Below are 19296 nucleotides of genomic sequence, written 5' to 3' on the forward strand. Positions count from 1 at the left end.
ATTTTTGGCTGGACCGAACAGGAGGTGCATGATAATCGGCTTAATCATACGGCAGCGATGCCAAGGGTTTAGAGAGAACTCATGATCAACGGTCCGACATTGCGACGACGAACCATCCGACGAGTTAACGCTCGTCCGATCCGTCGCGGCTGACCGACTTTTTCCCGATTGAACTAGACCATAGGGAACCTGGCAGGCGCGTTATGACACATGCATGCCTGGAAGATCCCATGAAGCCGGTAAACTGGTTCATCCGCCTTGAAGACATCAACGACAACACCGAAGTCGAAGCATTGCAGGAAACTGCGTTTGGCCCGGGACGGTTTGCCCGTACAGCGTTTCGCATTCGTGAAGGCGTACCGCATCGCGCGGACCTGAGCTTTGTCGGATTGTCGGGCTCGATGGTTGCCGGGTCCGTTCGTCTCACCGACATTCTCATCGGTGAAACACCGGCGCTTCTTCTTGGGCCGCTGACGGTCGCTCCGGAATTCAAGAACAGGGGTCTGGGCAAGGCGCTGATGTGGACTGCGCTTGAGGCGGCCAAAAAGGCTGGCGACAAGGTTGTGCTGCTGGTTGGCGATGCGGCCTATTATGAGAATTTCGGATTTCAGCGCGTGCCATTCGGGGCAATCGAATTGCCCGGTCCGGTGGATCCGGCCCGGGTTCTCGTGGCTATGCTGGATGGGGGCGACCAGCCGACAGGCATGGTTGGCAAACCCTATGGGGAAGCGTTTTAACGCCAACCTCAAAAGATAAGAACCCATCTGATGGCTCTGGTCCGGTTTGTCCGGCAAGGCGCGCTGCGCAGGACGGCCTGACTGGCCGTTCAAGCAGCGCAACGCTGTCCGGCGAGCCGGAGCGAGCCACCGAAGGCCGCGTTTGGGCACAGTTCTGCTGCGTTGCAGGTTTTGAACGATAAACCATATCGCCCTGCAACCTGCTCCTTGCCGAACAGTCCCCAAACACGGTCAGATAGGGTTTTGTCTTTCGAGGTTGGTGTTAACGCCCTTCCCGGTACCAGGTTGCTGTCATGGCGCCAAGCAGCAGGGCAAGACCGAACAGGCCAAGGAAGAGCGGATAGCGATCGACGCCGTTGAGAACGGTCGCGTTGCTTGTCTTGAAACCGATCCAGCCGTTGCCCGAGTAATTGGCCGCGTTTTGCAGCGCCACGACCCTTGGAACGTCGAGCTCGCCGCCTGCATCGGCGACCCGCCTTGCTGCGCCTCCTGTCGTTTCAGACAGGCTGGAGAGCAGGTCCGTGGTGGAGAGTACGTCAGTGTACTCTTTGGGATTTTGCGGCCCGGCATGGACAAGTCCAGTCATGGTGCCATCGGAAACGGAGAAGAGACCGGTTTCGGCAACCGGCATTCCGCCGCGCCACAGACCGGGTTCCGCCTGGTTCATCGCAAGCGTGCTTGTCTGTCCGGTCGGGGACGTAACAATGACCTCGGCAATCTTTTCGGCCAGTGTCTGGCGTTCAACAATCAGCTCCGGCCCGCGCATGGACACCCGCAGTGCTTCTTCCTCAAGGTCTGGTTCTTTCATCAGCCAGTGACCAAGGCGGCGCAGCAAGGGGACATGCGGTCCGCCGCCTTCAAAGCCCCGTGCCCACAGCCAGACATGGTCAGACAGAAGCAGCGCAACGCGGCCTTCATCGACACGGTTGAGAACGAGAAGCGGTGTGTCTTGCGGTCCCGACATCAGCACATTGCCCGCGTCGATTTCCGTTCCAACTGCACGGAACCAACGGCTCCAGGCTGGCGGCGACTGGTTGGCGCCGGGCAGGCCCCGCGTTACCGGGTGCCGTTCACCAAGGTTTGCGAGGGTCGCGTGGAAGGGTTCTTCCAGAACGGCGCCGGTGGGACGAGCGGGCAGGATGGGCGCAAGAGGCGTTCGATAGAGACTGCCGCCTTCTGCATAGTCCGGACCACTGGCCAGCAGCACGGCCCCGCCGTTGCGCACATAGCGGGCGATATTGTCGAAATAGAGCATCGGCAGCACACCGCGCCGGACATAACGATCAAAGATGATGAGGTCGAATTCATCGATCTTGACCGAAAACAGCTCTCGGGTCGGGAAGGCGATCAGGGACAATTCGTTGATCGGTGTGCCGTCCTGCTTTTCAGGCGGGCGCAAGATCGTGAAATGCACCAGATCGACGGACGCATCCGACTTGAGAAGGTTGCGCCAGGTGCGTTCGCCGGCATGGGGAGAGCCTGACACGAGAAGCACGCGAAGGTTTTCGCGAATACCATCAATGGTGACCACAAGCTTGTTGTTCAGCTCGGTCAGCTCACCCTCAAGCGGTTCGGCGTCGAATTCGAAGATATTGTTGCCGCCATGGGTGATCTCGACGGGAATGTCGAGGGTCGCCCCGGAGGTCACGGACCGCTCACTGATCAAGACGCCGTCGCGCTTGATGGAAAGGCGCGCACGGACCGGCCCGCCTGTTCCCCGGCCACTGTCCTGAATGCGGACACTGACAGTCTGCTCGGACCCAACCAGCCCAAACCGGGGAGCTTTGTGCAGCACCAGACGCCGGTCCCGTTCGTCCGCAGTTCCTGTCACCAGACCGTGGAGGGGCGCGTTGAAGCCGAGACTGGCCGCTTTTTCCGGGATGTCGTGGACCTGACCATCCGTGATGAGAACCGCGCCGCCAACCCGGTCTGGCGGGACGTCGGACAGGCCGTTGGCCAGCGCCTGAAAAAGCTGCGTTCCGTCGCCGTTTCCGGTGTTGCGGGCGTCAATCGTGCGCACCTCGAAGCCGCGCAGGGCCGCCAGACTGCTCTTCAGCTGGTCGGCAACCGCTTCGGTCACCTGTTGTCGGTCGGCCAGCTTCTGGCTCTGGCTCTGGTCGACAACCACTGCCACGACACTGGTGAGCGCTTCCCTGTCTTCGTGTTCGATGGCCGGGTTTGCGAGGCCCAGAACCACAAGGACAAGCGTCAGGGCCCGCAGGACCCAGCCGCGCAGGTTCAGGAAGGCCAGCAACAGAATGGCAAGAACCGCAAGGGCTCCGGCAGCCGCAAGCCAACCGGTGGGAATGAGTGGATCAAAGGAGATGGACCAGATCATGGAAGTCTCCTCATTGGCCTAGCCGTTCCAGCAGTGCAGGCACATGCACCTGATCTGCCTTGTAGTTGCCGGTGAAGCTGTACATCACGATGTTCACTCCGGCGCGGAACGCGTAATCGCGTTGCACAGGATCATTTGGCACAACGGGAAACATGAAGGTTCCCGATGGCTCGATGGCCCATGCGGCAGCAAGATCGTTGCCGGTAATCAGCACCGGGGACACGCCGTCTCCAGCCCGAACCGGACGGCTTGAGGTATCTGAACTGCCTTCGGTCACCTCTACCCACAAGGGGCTGGTGGCATAGCGACCGGGAAAACTGTCGAGCAGGAAGAAGGCCTTGGTCAGAACATGGTCGGGCGGAACCGGTTCCAGCGGCGGAATGTCGAGGTCTTCGAGAATCTCGCGCAGCTTCTGGGTTGCTGGTGTGGTGGCAAACCCTCGTGTTCCCGCAGTGATGTGATCACGTGTGTCGAACAGGATCGAGCCGCCGTTGCGCATGAACGTGTCGATGCGGGCCATGGTGCGGCTGTCCGGCTTTTCCAGCGACGGGTCGATTGGCCAATACAGCAGGGAGTAGAAGGCCAGTTCGTCCTTTGAAATGTCGACGCCGACCGGTTCGCCGGGCTCAAGGGCTGTGCGCTCCATCAGGAACTGGGTCAGTCCGGTCAGCCCGGCCATGCTGGTGCGGTCGATATCCGCAATCCCGGTCTGGACATAGGCAAGGCGTGTTTCGAGCGTGGATTGCAGGGCGCGATAGTCATCCTGCAGCGTCTGTTGGGCGCTTGCCGAGTTCGGGTCTGCAAGGAGCAGTCCGGCGAGCAGGAGTGATCCCGCCAACCCTGCGCGGCGCATTTTCAAGCGGCTGGCTGCGCCGCCCATCGCCAGAACGGCAATCACATCCAGCATCAGGAACAGGAAAGCCAGCGAGAAGAGAACTGCGCGCAAATCAACCGGGTTGGCCGTTGGGTAGTTCAGAACGGACACTGCGTCGCCCAGAGCCTCTGTGTTGAGGGCGTCCACCGTGTCGTCCGGCCGCATCAGATTGAGCGCGCGAAAGCCGTCCTCGGTTCCATAGAGGCCGGGAGGTGTCTTGCGCCCAGCAGTCACGTCCTGAAAATCCCGGGTGGCAATCGGGACAACGTCGGCAGGAGGCGAGGTGAAGTCGCCAAAGCCGTCCAGCAGGCGATGTGGCGGCAGCGTGCCTTGCGCGGTTGCATCCTGCGTCTTGGAAACAACCACTGCATTGGAAATCGAGAGCATCCGGCGCAGCATGTCGAGAAACGTTCCTGAAAGCGGAAGGTTCGACCATGCCGTGTCGGCGGTGACGTGAAAGAGGACGATTGTCCCGCGACCAAAAGAGGCTGCCGTGACCAGCGGTGTTCCGTCTTCGAGCATCGCCCAGGTCTTGTCGGGAAGTTCGGAGGTCGGCTCGGCCAGAACCTGACGCGTCACGGTGACATCCTTGGGCATCGGAATGCCCGCAAAGGGGGAAGTATCGGAAAACTCCGTCAGACGCTGCGGCTGCTTCCACGAGAGGCTGCCACCCAGCGAGCGATCTCCCTGACGAAGGGTCACCGGAATAAGCCTGTCGGTGCCGCCTGCCGTTCTTGGCCCGGCAAAGCGGACCAGTGTCCCGCCGTCCCGAACCCATTCTTCAATTGTCTCGACGGATATATCCGGCAAGCGGCCAATGTCGGCGAGCACGAGAACGGAGATTCCAGTTTCCAGAAGTTCAGGAACAGACTCTGCAAGGTCGGCTGATTTCGGCTTGCGCAAATCGGAGAATGGCGTGAGGGCCCGCTCCAGATAATAAAGCGGCGACAGCAGCGGCTGAGCGAGATCGCCTGACTGGCCGGAGATGATCCCGACCACGCGCCGGCGCCAGCTGTCGTCAATCAGTTGGACGGAGGCTGCGCTGGACGTGCCCGCCACTTCCAGACGTGCAATGTCATTGCGCAGCTCGCTGGGAAGTGCGAACTCGGCTATTGCCTCGGTTTCTCCTTCACCAAAGGTTACGGACGCCTCGCCAAGGGCAAGGCCCTTGAGGTCGAGCGCGTTTACTGTCGCGGTGGTGACGGTGTCGTTTGGATGGCGAATAACTTTGATGGACAGGGCGTCGGCCGTGTTCTCAGGCGATTTCAGTGCCTTGTAGGGCGTCAGGCCGGAATAGACGGTGATCGGGGCGGGGTCTGCAATTGAGGCAAGGTCGGCTGCAAACGGTGCATTTTGTTTGTCCTGCGATCCGTCAGACAACCAGATGACTGCGCCTGGAGCAGCTTCGTTTGCGGCCTTGCGAAGGCCAAGGACCAGTTCTGACCTGCTTGGAGAATAGGGGCGGGGGGCGATGGCGCGCAGCCGCTCAAGGGCTGCATCGGCGGACCCCGGTGCAAGGTCCTGTGACGGGCCATCCGCTGTTGTCGCAAAAAGCACAGGACGACCTTCGCTCTGAGCCACTTCCAGCATCTGTTCAGCGGTGCGAACCTGATCTTCCCAGTGCTTGGTTGACTGCCAGCCATTGTCCATCAGCAGCCAGAGAACGCCATCCCCGGTTTCAACCGACTCCAAGGGGCGCCAGATCGGGCCCGAGACGGCAAGGATCAGGAAGGCGGCCAGAAGAAGGCGCAACAGGGTCAACCACCAGGGGCTTTTTTGAGGGGTTTCTTCGTGCTGCTCGATATCCAGCAGCAGGCGGGTTGGCGGGAAGGAGACTTCCCGAGGGCGCGGAGGCGTCAGGCGCAGCAACCACCAGATGACGGGGAGCAATAGCAACCCGGACAAGACCCAGGGAGAGGCAAAGGCAAGAGGAAGGCCGGAAAACATCAATAGTCCCCCCCTGTGGCAAGCGCTTCTCCGGACCCGGACAGAGCGCTGTGAAGCACAAGCAGCGGCTCTGCCGCAGATCGGTCCGTGTGATGAACCGTATACGTCCAACCCGCCCGGCGGGTCATGTCGCGCAGCGCTGCCCGGTGCGCTTCCAGTTTCTGCTGATAAGCTTCTCGCCACTTTTCGGCGCGGCCTGTGGTCAGTTTCAGTCCGCTTTCGGGATCAAGAAATTCGACCCGCCCATCAAAGGGAAAGGTCTCTTCGATAGGGTCCAGCACTTGAACCAGATGACCGCGGGCACCTGTCCCCGCAACGTGATGCACCCAGTCGGCAATTTGCTCGACCGGATCCAGAAGGTCGGCGAACAGAACAACATCGGAGAACCGCTGCACACCGTTTGTGTCTGGCAGGGCCGTAGGCTTGCCAAGATGAGCCAACGCTCCGGCAAGACGCTCGGCGGCCTTTCGGTCCGAGAAGGGACGCGTCACGCCGGTCAGGCCGATCCGTTCGCCGGAATCGGCCAGCATGTCTGCAAGGGCGAGCATGAGAACGATTGCCCGGTCGCGTTTGGAAACAGGGGAGAGGCGAGACTGGAAGGCCATGGAGCTGGAAAGGTCAGCCCACAGCCAGACCGTATGGGCCGCTTCCCACTCGCGTTCGCGCACGTAAAGATGATCATCGCGGGCTGACCTGCGCCAGTCGATCCGTTTGGCTGGCTCGCCCATGTTGAATGGCCGGAACTGCCAGAAGCTTTCGCCGGGACCCGCCCGGCGTCTTCCATGCCAACCGGCGATCACGGAATTGGCGACATGGCTTGCATCAATCAGGAGGTCCGGCAGGGCCTCGGCAACCGAGCGCGCCTCGCCAATGATGTTTGGCCAGTTTGCCTGATCGCCTATATCCTTCTGGACCTGTGCCATGATGCCATGCCTTTCGCCCGATGCCTTAGCCGATACGTGCCTTGACGCGCGCAATGACGTTTCTGACCGTGTGGCCATCTGCACGTGCGGCAAATGTCAGCGCCATGCGGTGCTGCAGGATGGGTTCTGCAAGCGCGAGAACATCATCGACCGATGGAGCGAGACGTCCGTCAACCAGCGCCCGTGCCCTTACAGTCAGCATCAGGGCCTGGCTGGCGCGCGGACCGGGGCCCCACGCAATCAGCTTGGTGACATCATCACGGTCAGCTCCTTCAACGGGGCGAGCTGCACGGACGAGCTCGAGGATTGCGTTGACCACGGACTCCCCGACCGGCATCTGGCGAACAAGCTGCTGGTATTCGGCGAGTTCCGCCGCTTCCATGGCAACTTTTGGCTCTGCCTGATGTGCGCCTGTCGTTTCAAGCAGGATGCGCCGTTCGGCCTCCATGTCCGGATAGTGGACATCGATCTGCATAAGGAAACGATCGAGCTGGGCTTCGGGAAGGGGATAGGTGCCTTCCTGCTCCAGCGGGTTCTGGGTTGCCAGAACGTGGAAAGGACGCGGCAGCTTGTGCGGTTGGCCGGCTACCGTCACATGATATTCCTGCATCGCCTGCAACAGCGCCGATTGCGTGCGCGGGCTGGCGCGGTTGATTTCGTCAGCCATCAGAAGCTGGGAGAAAATCGGCCCTTGAATGAAACGGAAGGCGCGGCTTCCGTCCTGCGCTTGTTCCATCACCTCGGCACCGAGGATATCGGACGGCATGAGGTCGGGTGTGAACTGGATGCGCCTTGCATCAAGGCCGAGTACGACGCCGAGGGTCTCGACCAGTTTGGTCTTTGCAAGGCCCGGAACACCGACCAGCAGCCCGTGGCCACCAGCGAGGATGGTCACGAGGGTCTGTTCGACGACGGTTTCCTGACCAAAGATGATTTTCGCGATGTCGGCCTTGGCCTGGGTGACACGGGCGACGGCCTTCTCCGCTTTCTCGGCGATTGCCGCTTCGTCGATTGTTCCCGCCGGGGATGGGGTCACTGCGCTCATGTGTCACCTCTTTCGTGGGGCCTGACCGGAAAGAATCCTCTGCTGCCTGCTCGATCAAGGGGATCGTCTTCCGGGTCGACTCTCCCATGGATATGTCGAGTTTGGCATCATCTGATTCACTAGATAAGTCGCAAATTATTGCGAGACAGGGGCAATTTCGTCTTCGTCGGCGTGAAAACCTGCCTTTGCCATGATTGACATGGGGTATTATCCGGCCCACACCGGAACGGAAGATCACCAATCGAGCGCTCGGGCGGGAGAGGTCATGACGGGAGAGATCCTGAACGCAATGCAGATGCCGAAGGGGCTTGCTGCCCTCATGGAACGTGCTGGTTCTCCTCGCAAATCCTTGCCTCCGGTAGAGAAATGGAACCCGCCCTATTGTGGCGATCTGGACATCAAGATCGCCTCCGATGGGGGGTGGAGTTACAACGGCAGCTCCATTGGCCGTGAGGCTCTGGTCCGACTGTTTGCGTCTGTTTTGCGGAAGGATGAGGACGGTCGACACTATCTCGTTACACCTGTGGAAAGGATCGGAATTTCGGTGGAGGACGCTCCGTTTGTCGCCGTCGAAATGGATGTTCAGGGTGAAAACGTGAAACGGCAGATCATTCTGCGCACGAATGTGGGAGACATTGTCGAGGTTGGAGAGGCCTGCCCGCTCCGGTTCGAGATCGATCCGAACAACGAAGGTCTGAAGCCCTACGTGCGGGTGCGCGGGCGTCTCGACGCACTCTTTGCCCGTCCCTTGCTCTATCAGCTCGCGGAGTGTTTCGAAGCTCACCCCGATGATGAAAGTCGGTTTGGTGTGTGGAGCGGTGGAGAGTTCTTTGATTTGCCGGAAGATGCCTTATCTAATGGGTAACCTATAGCGAAATCCGAACAAGGCTGATCCGGTCATCCATGACATCCATCTTTTCCCATTCAGGCGAGACGCTCGCAGATGAAGCGATCCGGTCCATTCGCAGCCGGTTGACCGCGCTTGGGTCTGCGTTGGAAGGGCGGGACACGGGAGATCATATCCTCAATCCGGGAATGGGGCCGTATGCCCGCGCAAAAGGCGCTCCCAAGGATGCCGCTGTTCTCATCCCGATCATTCGGGACAGCGACGGTCCCCATGTGGTGTTGACGCAGCGGACCCCGCACCTGTCGTCCCACGCAGGCCAGATCGCCTTTCCCGGCGGAAAGATTGATCATAACGATGGAACAGCAGAACGGGCAGCCCTGCGCGAGGCGGAAGAGGAAATCGGCCTGTTATCTTCCGACGTTCAGCTGGTTGGTCGCCTTTCCCCTTACCTGACCGGGTCCGGGTATCGCATCATCCCCGTGGTGGCAGAGCTTGCCGAACGTCCCTTGCTCCGTGCCAATCCTGATGAGGTAGACGATATTTTCGAGGTACCCTTGCCGTTTCTGATGGACCCGGCCAATCATCAGACCCAAAGCCTCGTCTGGAACGGTCAACGCCGGTATTTTTACGCCATGCCCTACGGCAAGCGCCACATCTGGGGCGTGACCGCCGGAATCATTCGATCCCTTTATGATACGGTGTTTGCCTGATGCTTCGTGTTGTCCTGACCCACCTTGCCCTCTTTGTTCTGCCGTTTGCCGGTTACGCAGTCTGGTTGTTCTTGAACAAGAAGGCCCAGACCTCCGAAAACTGGAGGAATGGGCCGATGGGATGGCTGACCCTGTCGGGCATTGGCCTTGTGATGGCAAGCCTTGTGTGGCTGGCGTCGTTCAAGCACATGCCGGAAGGCGCTGAATATCGTCCATCGCGGATGGAAAACGGTGTTTTCATCCCCGGTCACTACGAGTGATCCATGACCGGCGTGTCGAACATTCCTCCTGACCTGTCTGGTGAAGCCTGGCTTCAAGCGCATGGAGCCCAGGCGGTTTTCCTGGCATTGGAGGCAGCTGGAGCTGAAGCTCGGGCTGTCGGAGGGGCTGTGCGCAACAGTCTTTTGCGGCAACAGGTCGCCGATGTCGATATTGCCACCACAGCTCGCCCGGACAAGGTGGTGAACGCGGTCGAGAAGGCCGGCCTCAGAGCTATTCCGACCGGCATTGATCATGGAACGATCTCTGTTCTCAGCAATGGTGAGCTTTATGAGGTCACCACCTTGCGGCAGGATGTGGAGACCTTCGGGCGTCAGGCGCGGGTGGTTTTTGGCACAGACTGGCTTGAGGATGCGCGGCGCCGTGACTTCACCATGAACGCGATCTATGTCGACCGAAAGGGCGTTATTTTCGACCCCCTTGGGGGCGTGACTGACTGCCTTGAAGGGCGGGTCAGGTTTATCGGCGACCCTGAAAAGAGGATACGTGAGGACTATCTCAGGATACTGCGTTTTTTCAGGATCCACGCCACTTATGGCTCTGGGGAACTCGATCACGAGGGACTGAAAGCCTCGGTTTCGCTGAAAGACGGGTTGGACTCCCTCTCGGCAGAGCGCGTGAGCTCGGAACTAAAACGAACTTTCCTCGCTTCTGGAGCGGTCGGTGTCTTGCCGGTCATGGGAGAGGCTGGAATTCTCGGTGCTTTGCTGGGCGATGACATTGAGAGCTCGGCATATTGTGCTCTTTCCGAACTTTGCCGAGAAGTTGGAGAAAAAATCTCCTATGGACTGTCGCTGGCGGTCCTTGTTGAACCACAGTCTGCCCGCCTAGGTGCCTTGGCCGACAAGCTGAAGCTTTCGAAAGCCGACCGGGACCAGATGCTCGCTGCCGCATCTGCCTGTCAGGATCTCTGTGGCTGCGCAGACGGCATCAAGGTGCCGCATCTTCTTTATCGTCACGGCCGTAAGGCCTTGATTGATGGCCTGTTGCTGTTTGCAGCTCGTCAACGGGGCGATGTGCTGTCGGGTGAGATGCTGAAATCCCTGCTGTCCGATATCACGGCAAGTCAGGTTCCGCAGTTTCCGTTATTGGGGCGCGATTTATTGGCGGCGGGTGTTGCTGCCGGTCCCGGCCTCGGAGCCGAATTGGCACGCCTCGAAAGGCTTTGGTCGGAGAGCAATTTCAAGCTGAGCAAGAGCGAGCTTCTGCTTCATTTGTGATTAATGTATACGTATTTGCGCTTATAGCGCGTAATTTAGATTGCGCCCTAAGGGAAGTTGTTATCTTTTCGTGCTTACTTTACGTCACAGGGTGAGTGTGAACGGGAAAGTGAACAATGAAGCTTTTGTTGGTCGCTGACGGTGATCTACTGAGAAGGGCCTATTTCAAGGATCTCTCTCGCTTCTTTCTTTGCAAACTAACCGAAATGTCCGCTGCTTCAGCGGCCGATTTGTCGAAGGCTGACCTCGTTCTCATCGATTTTGACCGGGCGACACCTCGCGCCATACAGCACCTGAAGGCTGCTGCCAGCAAGAACAAGTCCCTGAAAATTCTCTGCATTGTCACCAAGGGAGATCGTTGGGCGCCTGCGCAGGCTGCTGCATTCGGGCAAGTTGCGATCTTCGATCGGGAAAATGGGCTGCGCTCCTTGATCAGTACGATCCGCGATCTTTTTGCTGCACCACAATTCGATAGATCCCGGCTACAGCACCTGGACCGGGATGTTCAGGTTGCATTCGGCAAGGCAAATGACTTTCTGAACGAAATGCCGTTTGCGTTGACACCGGAATCGGATTTTCCGACACGATTGATGATGCAGGCGGCGACCTCCGTTACGGATGCATTGCATGAGAAGGGAATTGGCCCTTGGGTTGGTGCCGTCGAAAGTCATCACAGCCATACTTACCGGCATTCGTTGTATGTTGCCGGGCTCGTTACGTCCTTTTCCCAGTCGCTGGGGTGGAACAGAGCCGATCAGTATACAATGGCAGCTGCCGGTCTCGTTCATGATATCGGGAAGACGAAGATCCCCCTGGCAATCCTCGACAAGCCGGGCAAGCTGACCAATTCCGAGTTCGACCTGATCAAAAAGCATCCTGTCTTCGGCTATGAAATCCTGCATGAGCGTCAGGAAGTTCCGGACGAAATCAAGCATATGACCTTTCATCATCATGAATTCATGGATGGAAGCGGATATCCGGAAGGTCTGAAGGCTGATGAACTTCATCCGATGGTCCGGGTGATGACGATCTGCGACATCTTTGCCGCGCTGACCGAAAAGCGCTCCTACAAGGAGGCGCTCTCGCCACGTGTTGCCTATACCGAGCTTATGGATATGGGGGGCAAGTTGGACCAGTCCCTTGTTCGCAAGTTCACAAAGGTCGTGACGGCGGTTGCCAACAAGGATGTTGGTGGGTCAGGTGCATTCGTGAAAGCGGAAAAGCTGAAGTCCGCATAATTTTTCGCTCCCAGGCCATGTCACAATTGTTCTGATTCCAAGTTGCAGGCCCTGCGACCCGGATACCTCTTGGTTATTCGATCAATGAAGTAATCCTGAGAAGGTGTTTTCAGGATTGGCTCTCCAAGTTGATTTCGCATAGCCAAAAATAACAATATTTCTTATTATTTCTATCTAGAGTGAGTGATATTATATATCTATTCTTTTGCAATGTTTCTTTGTATTTATTAATTCCGGTTTTTCTGTTTGTAGTATTTAATTGCCGCTGGGGTTGGTGTGAAGATTATATTTGCCGATATGACGTTGTGATTTCTTTGTCGTCTAAATATTCCGGTGAAAATTATGCTGTCTTTTGAACCAAAGCCCTCTCAAGTCGAATTTTATTCATTCAAATAAATGTATTGGTCACACTTTTCGATTGTTCTAGCTGAACGTGCGAGGGGTTCTTTCAGGGTGATCGTTGCATGAATGTTGCGCTGATTGCGGATGGCGATGTTTATCGACATCCAATGTTTTCCGGTTTGCCGGAGCGTTTTAGCTGCAGACTTTTCGGAATGCGGGAGTTTCTTGCTCGCGCGACCGCCGGGTTGACCCTTGTTGTCGTCGATATCGCCAATGCCTCTCGCGAAGGATTGCAGCATCTGCGAAATCAGCTTGCTATGCTATCCGGCGTTCCCGTGCATTTTATCGCAACACCCGGACTGCGTTGGGAAATCGTGCAGGCGAACTCCTTTCCGGGAATCCTTTTGTTCGACCGCCGGCTCGGCTCTGAAGGACTTGCAGGCCTGCTTCGAGAGCATGGCCGCCAGATTCTTTCCCGCAAGACCGGAGGTCGCGTTCCGCAACAGACCCGAAAAGCCTTGCTTGAGGGAGCCAAGCTTCTGGAGGCAGTCGCCGATTCCGTCGCTTCGACTGAAAAGCTTCCCACGCGACTTTTAAAGCAGGCGAGCGAGTCCCTTACAGAAGCGATGGCTGCAGACGGACTCATGCCGTGGGTCAACGCCGTTGCCCATCACCACAGTGGGACGTATCGGCATTCGCTCCATGTGGCGGGTCTTACGGCTGCGTTTTCTGCCGAACTCGGTTGGCCTGTTCAGGCAAGAAACCTGATGGCAGCTGGCGCCCTTTTGCACGATATCGGCAAGATGCGCATTTCGCTGTCCATTCTTGACAAGCCGGGTCGGCTGACAAGCGAGGAATTTGACGAGATCAAGAAGCACCCGGTCTACAGCCAGGACATACTGGATAAGCGCCCGGAAATTCCGGAACCCTTGAAGATCATGGCAGTCCAGCATCATGAGTATCTGGATGGTTCAGGTTATCCGAAGGGCCTGAGGGCAGATCAGCTTTGTCCGCGTGTTCGAGTGCTCACCATCTGCGATGTCTTTTCGGCCATGACCGAGACACGAGCCTACAAGAAAGCCTATCCGCCCGAAGTTGCGTTTCAGGAATTGGAAAAGATGGGCGGAAAACTGGACCAGTCTTTGGTCAAGACTTTTCGCAAGCTCGTGATTGATTTGGAAATGGGTCGGATCAACCGCCGCGAAGCCCGACAAAAGGCGGCGGCTCGTCAGCAACGGGAATTGCTGGCTGGCTAGGCTGTCCGCTGGCACGGATTTGCGGGCAGCCTTCACGGGCCAATGAAATAAGCCAGGCTGGATGCTTGGCTTTGGTCTTGATCAGGGCCACTTAACGACTGGCGGCATGGACGAAAGAATTGAGGCGACATTGCCGCCTGTCTTCAGCCCGAAAATTGTTCCGCGATCATAGAGCAGATTATATTCCACGTACCGTCCGCGGCGAATGAGTTGTTCCTCACGCTCGGCCTCGGTCCATGTCTTCTCGAAATTCCGTCGCACCAGATCCGGATAAATCTTCAGGAAGGCGCGCCCTACATCCTGAGTGAAGGCGAAGTCGTCTTCCCATGTTCCGCTGTTCAGGTAGTCGTAGAAGATGCCGCCAATGCCGCGTGGCTCATCGCGGTGTTTTAGATAGAAATACTCATCGCACCATTTTTTGTAGGCCGGATAGTCGGCGACTGCATGCGGGGTGCAGGCCGCTTCCATGGCTTCGTGAAAGGCGACCGTATCCGGGTCTGTCTGGGTGCGCCGTGCATCCAGTACCGGGGTCAAATCAGCGCCACCGCCAAACCACTGGCGGGTCGTAACCACCATGCGGGTGTTCATGTGAACCGCTGGCACATGCGGATTGTGCAGGTGAGCAATCAGGCTGATGCCCGATGCCCAAAACCTGGGATCTTCGTTGGCACCGGGGATCTGGCCGCGGAACTCTGGCGAAAACTCGCCGTGAACCGTCGATATGTGTACCCCGACCTTTTCGAACATACGGCCATGCATGAGCGACATGACACCGCCGCCGCCTTTAGCGCCGGTGCTGTCGGTTCTCTCCCAGGGTGTGCGGACAAACCGTCCTGGTTCCTTGTCACTCAAGGGGCCGGACAGCTCTCCTATTTCGTCTTCAATCCGCTCGAAACTTGCGCAGATCTGGTTGCGAAGATCCTCAAACCACGCCGCTGCGGTTTTCTTCTTGTCCTCGATCCGCTCCGGGATCGGTCCGCCGCGTTGTTCAGGAGAGGGTGCGCTCATCTATCGGTCTCTTGCTTGTTTCTGGCAGGTCGACGCCAAACTGTTCAAGGCTGTCTAGCATCTGCCGAAGGGACTGGAAACGCTTCCGTTTGACGCAAGGCTTCTCCCAGAACCATCCCGGCGGATATCGCCACATTGATTGATCGCATTCCTTCTGCCATCGGAATGGTCAGTCGTGCATCAACGATTTCGTGAACTGTTTCCGGAACGCCCGAAGATTCGCGACCCAGCAGCAGAATGTCCGTTGCTTGATACGAGAAATCCACATAGGGGCTGGAACTCTTGGTTGTCAGTAACAGAAGGCGCCTGTCCTCGCTTTCCCGCCATGCGTTGAAGGCTTCAAAATTGAGGTGGCGGATGAGACGTGCACGTTCCAGATAGTCCATCCCGGCTCGTTTCAGGGCGCTGTCGGACAGCGGAAATCCTGCGGGTTCAATGAGGTGCAGGTCAATTCCAAGACAGGCGGCAAGCCGCAACAAGGTTCCCGTGTTTTGCGGAATATCCGGCTGATAGAGCGCAAGATGCGGCATGGATGTGTCCTGATTGATGATCGCTGGTCACCTACCACGTCATCTCGTGTCTGTCAGTCTTCCACGCCAACGAGATGTGAATTGGGGCTGCTATACGAATCGAAGCCTGCCCCCTACGGTAGGCTGTGTGGACGAATTGGCGATGTATTTCACCCTAATCGGGAAGTTTTTTTCTTGCGCAGCGTCTTTGAATTATTCGAACGATGGATCGACCCTTTCAAGGCTCCCGTCGACCCGGACCTTCCGCGGGGTGGATTTGCATTCCTGTGGTATTTCGTTCGTCAGACACGCTGGCCGTTTGTGCTCATGCTTGTGCTTGGCAGTCTGACTGCGATCGTTGAAACCGCAATTTTCTCATTTATCGGCAAGATCGTAGACCTTCTGCAAGGTGCTGAGAAATCTACGTTCTTTTCTGATCATTGGCACACGTTGCTCTTTATGGGGTTTGTTGTTCTGGTCGTGAGGGCGGTCAACACGAGCCTCACTGCGCTTGTGGAAGAGCAAACCGTCGTACCCGGTTTCTTCAATCTGGTGCGTTGGCAGTCTCACTCCCGTGTCATGCGCCAAAGCCTGTCCTATTTCCATGATGACTTCGCCGGACGAATTTCCCAGAAGGTCTGGCAATCGGGGCAGGCCGCGGGCGACTTCATGGTCACACTGCTTCAGGTGGCCTGGTTCATTATCGTTTATGCGTTGACGTCGCTCGTGCTGTTTCTGGACCTTGACTGGCGCCTCGGTGCGCTGATCGGTCTCTGGCTGGTCTGTTTTTGTGCCGTCGCGCGGTTTTATGTGCCCAAGGTGCGCGGACGGGCGAAGGATGTCGCTCATGCCGGATCCAGCGTGAACGGGCGTCTTGTCGATACCTATTCAAATATCTCCACCGTCAAGCTGTTCGGGTCTGCAGAGACGGAAAATGCCGGGGTTCGGGTCAACTACGACACGTTCCTGACGCGGCTGAAGACGTTTACGCGCACGCTGACGAGCGTTCGGATTGTCATGTCGATACTTGGCGGGATGATGATGATCCTGACCGGCGGCATGGCTCTCATTCTCTGGCAGGGAGATGTACTCACGGCAGGAGATGTTGCCTTTAGCCTCGGGATTGTGGTGCGCATGAACCTTCTCCTCAATCGGATGATGGGTCAGCTCAACAATCTCTTCCGCAGCATGGGGACCTTGCAGGACAGCATGGATCTTATCGTCCGTCCCATTGTGTTGACGGATCGTGAGGATGCCAAGCCGCTGCGCGTTGACGAGGGCCGGATCGACTTCCGTGATATCCGCTTCCACTATGGCAAGGCGGGCGGTGTCATCGATCATCTGGATCTGACTGTGAAGCCGGGTGAGAGGATCGGCATCGTCGGACCTTCAGGGGCGGGCAAGACAACTCTTCTGAACCTGCTTTTGAGGTTCTATGATCCGGAAGCGGGGCAGGTTCTGATCGATGGGGTCGACATCAGGACTGTGACGCAAGAGTCTCTGCGCCACTATATCGGCATGGTGACGCAGGATGTCTCGCTCCTGCATCGATCCATTCGCGACAACATCATCTACGGGCGCCCGGACGCTGGGGAAGAGGAGTTGCTGGCGGCGGCTACAAATGCACACGCGATGGAATTCATCTCCACCCTTCAGGACCAACGAGGCCGAGCCGGATTTGATGCCCATGTGGGGGAACGGGGTGTGAAATTGTCCGGCGGTCAAAGGCAGCGGATCGCGATTGCCCGGGTGCTGTTGAAGGACGCACCAATCCTTGTGCTTGATGAGGCAACGTCAGCACTGGATTCGGAAGTCGAAGCCGCGATCCAGGAGAACCTCGGCCGCTTGATGGACGGAAAGACCGTGATTGCGGTCGCGCATCGACTTTCGACAATTGCCTCGCTCGACAGGCTGATCGTGATGAACGAAGGGAGGATCGTGCAGACGGGGCGGCATCAGGATCTATTGCTGGATGAAGGGGGCCTTTATGCGCAGCTATGGGCCCGACAGTCCGGCGGTTTTTTGCCCGATGATCTGACGGATTGACCATTTTGAGCAATCGTCCTGATCTGGACAACGGTGTTCGGCGTAGAACACACGACCATATCGAGGGTGTCATGATTCAGCACGTCGTATCCTATCTTGCCACAGCGCTTGTCTTTCTCGCGATCGACTATGTCTGGCTGTCACAAGTTGCGACACGGTTCTATTTTGACCGTATCGGGCATCTCCTGATGGACAAACCCAACATGGGCGCGGCGGCGGCCTTTTATCTGATCTATGTGGTCGGGATCGTTATTTTCGCGGTTGGTCCTGCGCTGAAGACAGGGAATATATCAACTGCGGTTCTTTTCGGAGCCCTGTTTGGCTTCTTCACTTATGCGACCTATGACGTCACCAATTATGCGACCCTCAGGGACTGGCCGTTCATCGTCGTCATCGTGGATATTTCATGGGGCACAATACTGTCTGCGGTCTCGGCTGGGCTTGGCTATCTCTTGACGCGACTTGCAATGTCACTTCTTGTAAGTGCATGAAAACCAACGGCTAATCTTACGTTACGTCATTTTTTGCTCACACAAAATTTACCTCACCCGACTACCGTCCGGCACACGTGAAAGCCGCCGAAGGACTTGAACTTCGGGCAGCAGTGTCGGAGCAATTTGCAGTGACTTTGAGTATCAATGGCCGGTTCGTAATCATGGTTGCAACTGCCGCGCTCATCATGATGGGCGGCACGGCATTTGCGTTTTATACCTTCCGCGAAGCGCTGATTTACAATCTCGGTTCACCGGAACTGGCAGAGCGATTTGTCAGTTCGGATCTGGTTCGCAATATCGACGGGCTCATTCTGGACGGCGCCATCGGGGTTGCCATTGTGGTCGCGCCGGTAGGGCTGCTGTTTCTTGCACTGGCTGTGTTTCTGGCGTTCGGTTTGGGCCGTCCCCTGAGACGCCTTCAGCATGGGCTTGATCGCCTGTCGGACGGAGATCTGGACATTGAGATTGATGGCACGGACCGCAGCGACGAAATCGGGTCGATTGCCCGCTCGGTCACCGAGTTCCGTATCAAGCTGGTGGAAAAGGCCGAACAGGATGCCGCAGAGCGGCAACGCAGCCAAAAACGGGCAGATGATGAACGCGCTGCATTGATGGCTGACATTGCTCTCGACTTTGAACGGTCCGTTATCGGTGTTGCAAACTCCCTGATTGAAGCAGGCAAGTCCGTCGGAGAACATTCCGACAAGCTGCAGACGGTTGTTGATTCCTCAATTCAGGCCGTTGAGCATGTTCGTGCCGCTTCGGGTCGCGCCAGTTCTTCGGTGCAGTCGGTCACTGCGTCGGCCGGCGAGCTGGCTGAATCGATCAACCGGATCAGTCAGGATGCCGAACAGGCTGCCGAGATTGCAGACGCTGCCGTCGCCGAAGCGCGCAAGACGGATGAAGTCGTTGGCCGCTTGAGCGAGACGGGTCGTGCGATTGGTGAAATCGTCGAGCTTATCAGCCAGATTGCCAGCCAGACGAATCTGCTCGCCCTGAATGCGACCATTGAGGCCGCGCGCGCCGGAGAAGCGGGCAGGGGATTTGCCGTGGTGGCCAATGAGGTCAAGGCGCTGGCCGAGCAAACAACAAAAGCAACGGAAGATATCTCGGCACAGGTTGCGTCCGTGCAGGATGTTGCGGAACAATCCGAAACGGCGATCCGCACCATCGCGGCGACGATTGATCGCGTGAGCGAGATTTCTGTCGCCATTCGCACAGCAGTTGAGGCGCAGGCTCAGGCGACCCACGAAATCGACGGCAATGCCAGCGATGCATTCAGCAGTTCTTCCGAAGTGGTTGAGAACATTTCCATGTTGAGCGAGGCGATGGATGAAAGCCGTATGGCGTCCAGTGGCATGCGCAGCGCCTCCAATGAGCTTGGAGACCTTTCCCATAACCTTCAGGCTCAGGTGCGCCAGTTCCTGCAAAGCATTCGAGCCGCCTGACGGCGGCTTGCTTCTTGTTGCAGGAAAGGCACTGA

General features: G+C 57.5%; 16 protein-coding genes. 10 read left to right on the forward strand and 6 right to left on the reverse strand.

The features are described 5' to 3' along the window. Window positions 1-230: 230 nt before the first annotated feature. On the forward strand, window positions 231-737 hold the full coding sequence (locus F0155_RS07480; protein WP_150524042.1) for a GNAT family N-acetyltransferase: 507 nt from the start codon (window positions 231-233) through the stop codon (window positions 735-737). Window positions 738-999: 262 nt separating this feature from the next. Here F0155_RS07480 and F0155_RS07485 read toward each other — a convergent pair whose 3' ends face one another. From F0155_RS07485 to F0155_RS07500, 4 genes are read right to left on the reverse strand one after another with little or no spacing between them, the layout of a single operon-like run. Next, window positions 1000-3075: a hypothetical protein gene (locus F0155_RS07485; protein ID WP_150523879.1), complete on the reverse strand. Its 2076-nt coding sequence runs from the start codon at window positions 3073-3075 to the stop codon at window positions 1000-1002. A gap of 10 nt (window positions 3076-3085) precedes the next feature. Continuing rightward, window positions 3086-5896: a DUF4159 domain-containing protein gene (locus tag F0155_RS07490; protein ID WP_150523880.1), complete on the reverse strand. Its 2811-nt coding sequence runs from the start codon at window positions 5894-5896 to the stop codon at window positions 3086-3088. Further along, on the reverse strand, window positions 5896-6819 hold the full coding sequence (locus tag F0155_RS07495) for a DUF58 domain-containing protein (protein WP_150523881.1): 924 nt from the start codon (window positions 6817-6819) through the stop codon (window positions 5896-5898). Before F0155_RS07495 ends, F0155_RS07490 begins: the two co-directional genes overlap by 1 nt. Window positions 6820-6844: 25 nt before the next feature. Beyond that, window positions 6845-7864 carry an AAA family ATPase gene (locus F0155_RS07500; protein WP_150523882.1) on the reverse strand — a complete coding sequence of 340 codons (1020 nt, stop codon included), beginning with the start codon at window positions 7862-7864 and terminating at the stop codon, window positions 6845-6847. 265 nt (window positions 7865-8129) lie between these two features. Here F0155_RS07500 and F0155_RS07505 point away from each other — a divergent pair, with 265 nt between their 5' ends. The 6 genes from F0155_RS07505 to F0155_RS07530 all read left to right on the forward strand — a co-directional run bounded on the left by F0155_RS07505 (window position 8130) and on the right by F0155_RS07530 (window position 13756). Beyond that, the gene (locus F0155_RS07505; protein WP_150523883.1) at window positions 8130-8729 is read left to right on the forward strand and encodes a DUF1285 domain-containing protein; all 600 of its coding nucleotides are present in this window, start codon (window positions 8130-8132) and stop codon (window positions 8727-8729) included. A 38-nt stretch (window positions 8730-8767) separates the two neighbouring features. Next, window positions 8768-9421 carry a CoA pyrophosphatase gene (locus F0155_RS07510; RefSeq protein WP_150523884.1) on the forward strand — a complete coding sequence of 218 codons (654 nt, stop codon included), beginning with the start codon at window positions 8768-8770 and terminating at the stop codon, window positions 9419-9421. After that, window positions 9421-9681, forward strand: a complete 261-nt coding sequence (locus F0155_RS07515; protein ID WP_150523885.1) for a DUF6111 family protein — start codon at window positions 9421-9423, stop codon at window positions 9679-9681. Before F0155_RS07510 ends, F0155_RS07515 begins: the two co-directional genes overlap by 1 nt. Before the next feature lie 3 nt (window positions 9682-9684). Then, window positions 9685-10920 (forward strand): CCA tRNA nucleotidyltransferase, encoded by a 1236-nt coding sequence (locus tag F0155_RS07520; RefSeq protein ID WP_150523886.1) that lies wholly within the window; start codon window positions 9685-9687, stop codon window positions 10918-10920. Between the two features lie 116 nt (window positions 10921-11036). Next, window positions 11037-12158, forward strand: a complete 1122-nt coding sequence (locus tag F0155_RS07525; RefSeq protein WP_150523887.1) for an HD-GYP domain-containing protein — start codon at window positions 11037-11039, stop codon at window positions 12156-12158. Between the two features lie 464 nt (window positions 12159-12622). Then, window positions 12623-13756 (forward strand): HD-GYP domain-containing protein, encoded by a 1134-nt coding sequence (locus F0155_RS07530; protein WP_150523888.1) that lies wholly within the window; start codon window positions 12623-12625, stop codon window positions 13754-13756. Between the two features lie 81 nt (window positions 13757-13837). Here the strand turns inward: F0155_RS07530 and hemF are convergent, their stop codons facing one another. Next, on the reverse strand, window positions 13838-14764 hold the full coding sequence (hemF, locus tag F0155_RS07535) for an oxygen-dependent coproporphyrinogen oxidase (RefSeq protein WP_150523889.1): 927 nt from the start codon (window positions 14762-14764) through the stop codon (window positions 13838-13840). Window positions 14765-14808: 44 nt separating this feature from the next. Next, entirely contained in the window at window positions 14809-15294 is a 486-nt protein-coding gene (locus tag F0155_RS07540) for a tRNA (cytidine(34)-2'-O)-methyltransferase (protein WP_150523890.1), read from the reverse strand. A 174-nt stretch (window positions 15295-15468) separates the two neighbouring features. Between F0155_RS07540 and F0155_RS07545 the strand changes: the two genes are divergently transcribed. The 3 genes from F0155_RS07545 to F0155_RS07555 all read left to right on the forward strand — a co-directional run bounded on the left by F0155_RS07545 (window position 15469) and on the right by F0155_RS07555 (window position 19261). After that, a complete protein-coding gene (locus F0155_RS07545) occupies window positions 15469-17319 on the forward strand; it encodes an ABC transporter ATP-binding protein (protein WP_150523891.1) in 1851 nt (616 codons plus the stop codon). A gap of 71 nt (window positions 17320-17390) precedes the next feature. After that, window positions 17391-17810: a DUF2177 family protein gene (locus F0155_RS07550; protein WP_150523892.1), complete on the forward strand. Its 420-nt coding sequence runs from the start codon at window positions 17391-17393 to the stop codon at window positions 17808-17810. A 131-nt stretch (window positions 17811-17941) separates the two neighbouring features. Then, complete coding sequence (locus tag F0155_RS07555; RefSeq protein WP_150523893.1) at window positions 17942-19261, forward strand: methyl-accepting chemotaxis protein; 1320 nt, start codon at window positions 17942-17944, stop codon at window positions 19259-19261. The last annotated feature ends 35 nt before the right edge of the window (window positions 19262-19296 follow it).

It is taken from the genome of Roseibium sediminis (assembly GCF_008711325.1).
GTDB classification, from domain to species: domain Bacteria; phylum Pseudomonadota; class Alphaproteobacteria; order Rhizobiales; family Stappiaceae; genus Roseibium; species Roseibium sediminis.

Coding starts and splice junctions, on each gene's coding strand:
- F0155_RS07480 (WP_150524042.1), top strand. CDS start 231: ATGAAGCCGGTAAACTGGTTCATCCGCCTTGAAGACATCAACGACAAC.
- F0155_RS07485 (WP_150523879.1), bottom strand. CDS start 3,075: ATGATCTGGTCCATCTCCTTTGATCCACTCATTCCCACCGGTTGGCTT.
- F0155_RS07490 (WP_150523880.1), bottom strand. CDS start 5,896: ATGTTTTCCGGCCTTCCTCTTGCCTTTGCCTCTCCCTGGGTCTTGTCC.
- F0155_RS07495 (WP_150523881.1), bottom strand. CDS start 6,819: ATGGCACAGGTCCAGAAGGATATAGGCGATCAGGCAAACTGGCCAAAC.
- F0155_RS07500 (WP_150523882.1), bottom strand. CDS start 7,864: ATGAGCGCAGTGACCCCATCCCCGGCGGGAACAATCGACGAAGCGGCA.
- F0155_RS07505 (WP_150523883.1), top strand. CDS start 8,130: ATGACGGGAGAGATCCTGAACGCAATGCAGATGCCGAAGGGGCTTGCT.
- F0155_RS07510 (WP_150523884.1), top strand. CDS start 8,768: ATGACATCCATCTTTTCCCATTCAGGCGAGACGCTCGCAGATGAAGCG.
- F0155_RS07515 (WP_150523885.1), top strand. CDS start 9,421: ATGCTTCGTGTTGTCCTGACCCACCTTGCCCTCTTTGTTCTGCCGTTT.
- F0155_RS07520 (WP_150523886.1), top strand. CDS start 9,685: ATGACCGGCGTGTCGAACATTCCTCCTGACCTGTCTGGTGAAGCCTGG.
- F0155_RS07525 (WP_150523887.1), top strand. CDS start 11,037: ATGAAGCTTTTGTTGGTCGCTGACGGTGATCTACTGAGAAGGGCCTAT.
- F0155_RS07530 (WP_150523888.1), top strand. CDS start 12,623: ATGAATGTTGCGCTGATTGCGGATGGCGATGTTTATCGACATCCAATG.
- hemF (WP_150523889.1), bottom strand. CDS start 14,764: ATGAGCGCACCCTCTCCTGAACAACGCGGCGGACCGATCCCGGAGCGG.
- F0155_RS07540 (WP_150523890.1), bottom strand. CDS start 15,294: ATGCCGCATCTTGCGCTCTATCAGCCGGATATTCCGCAAAACACGGGA.
- F0155_RS07550 (WP_150523892.1), top strand. CDS start 17,391: ATGATTCAGCACGTCGTATCCTATCTTGCCACAGCGCTTGTCTTTCTC.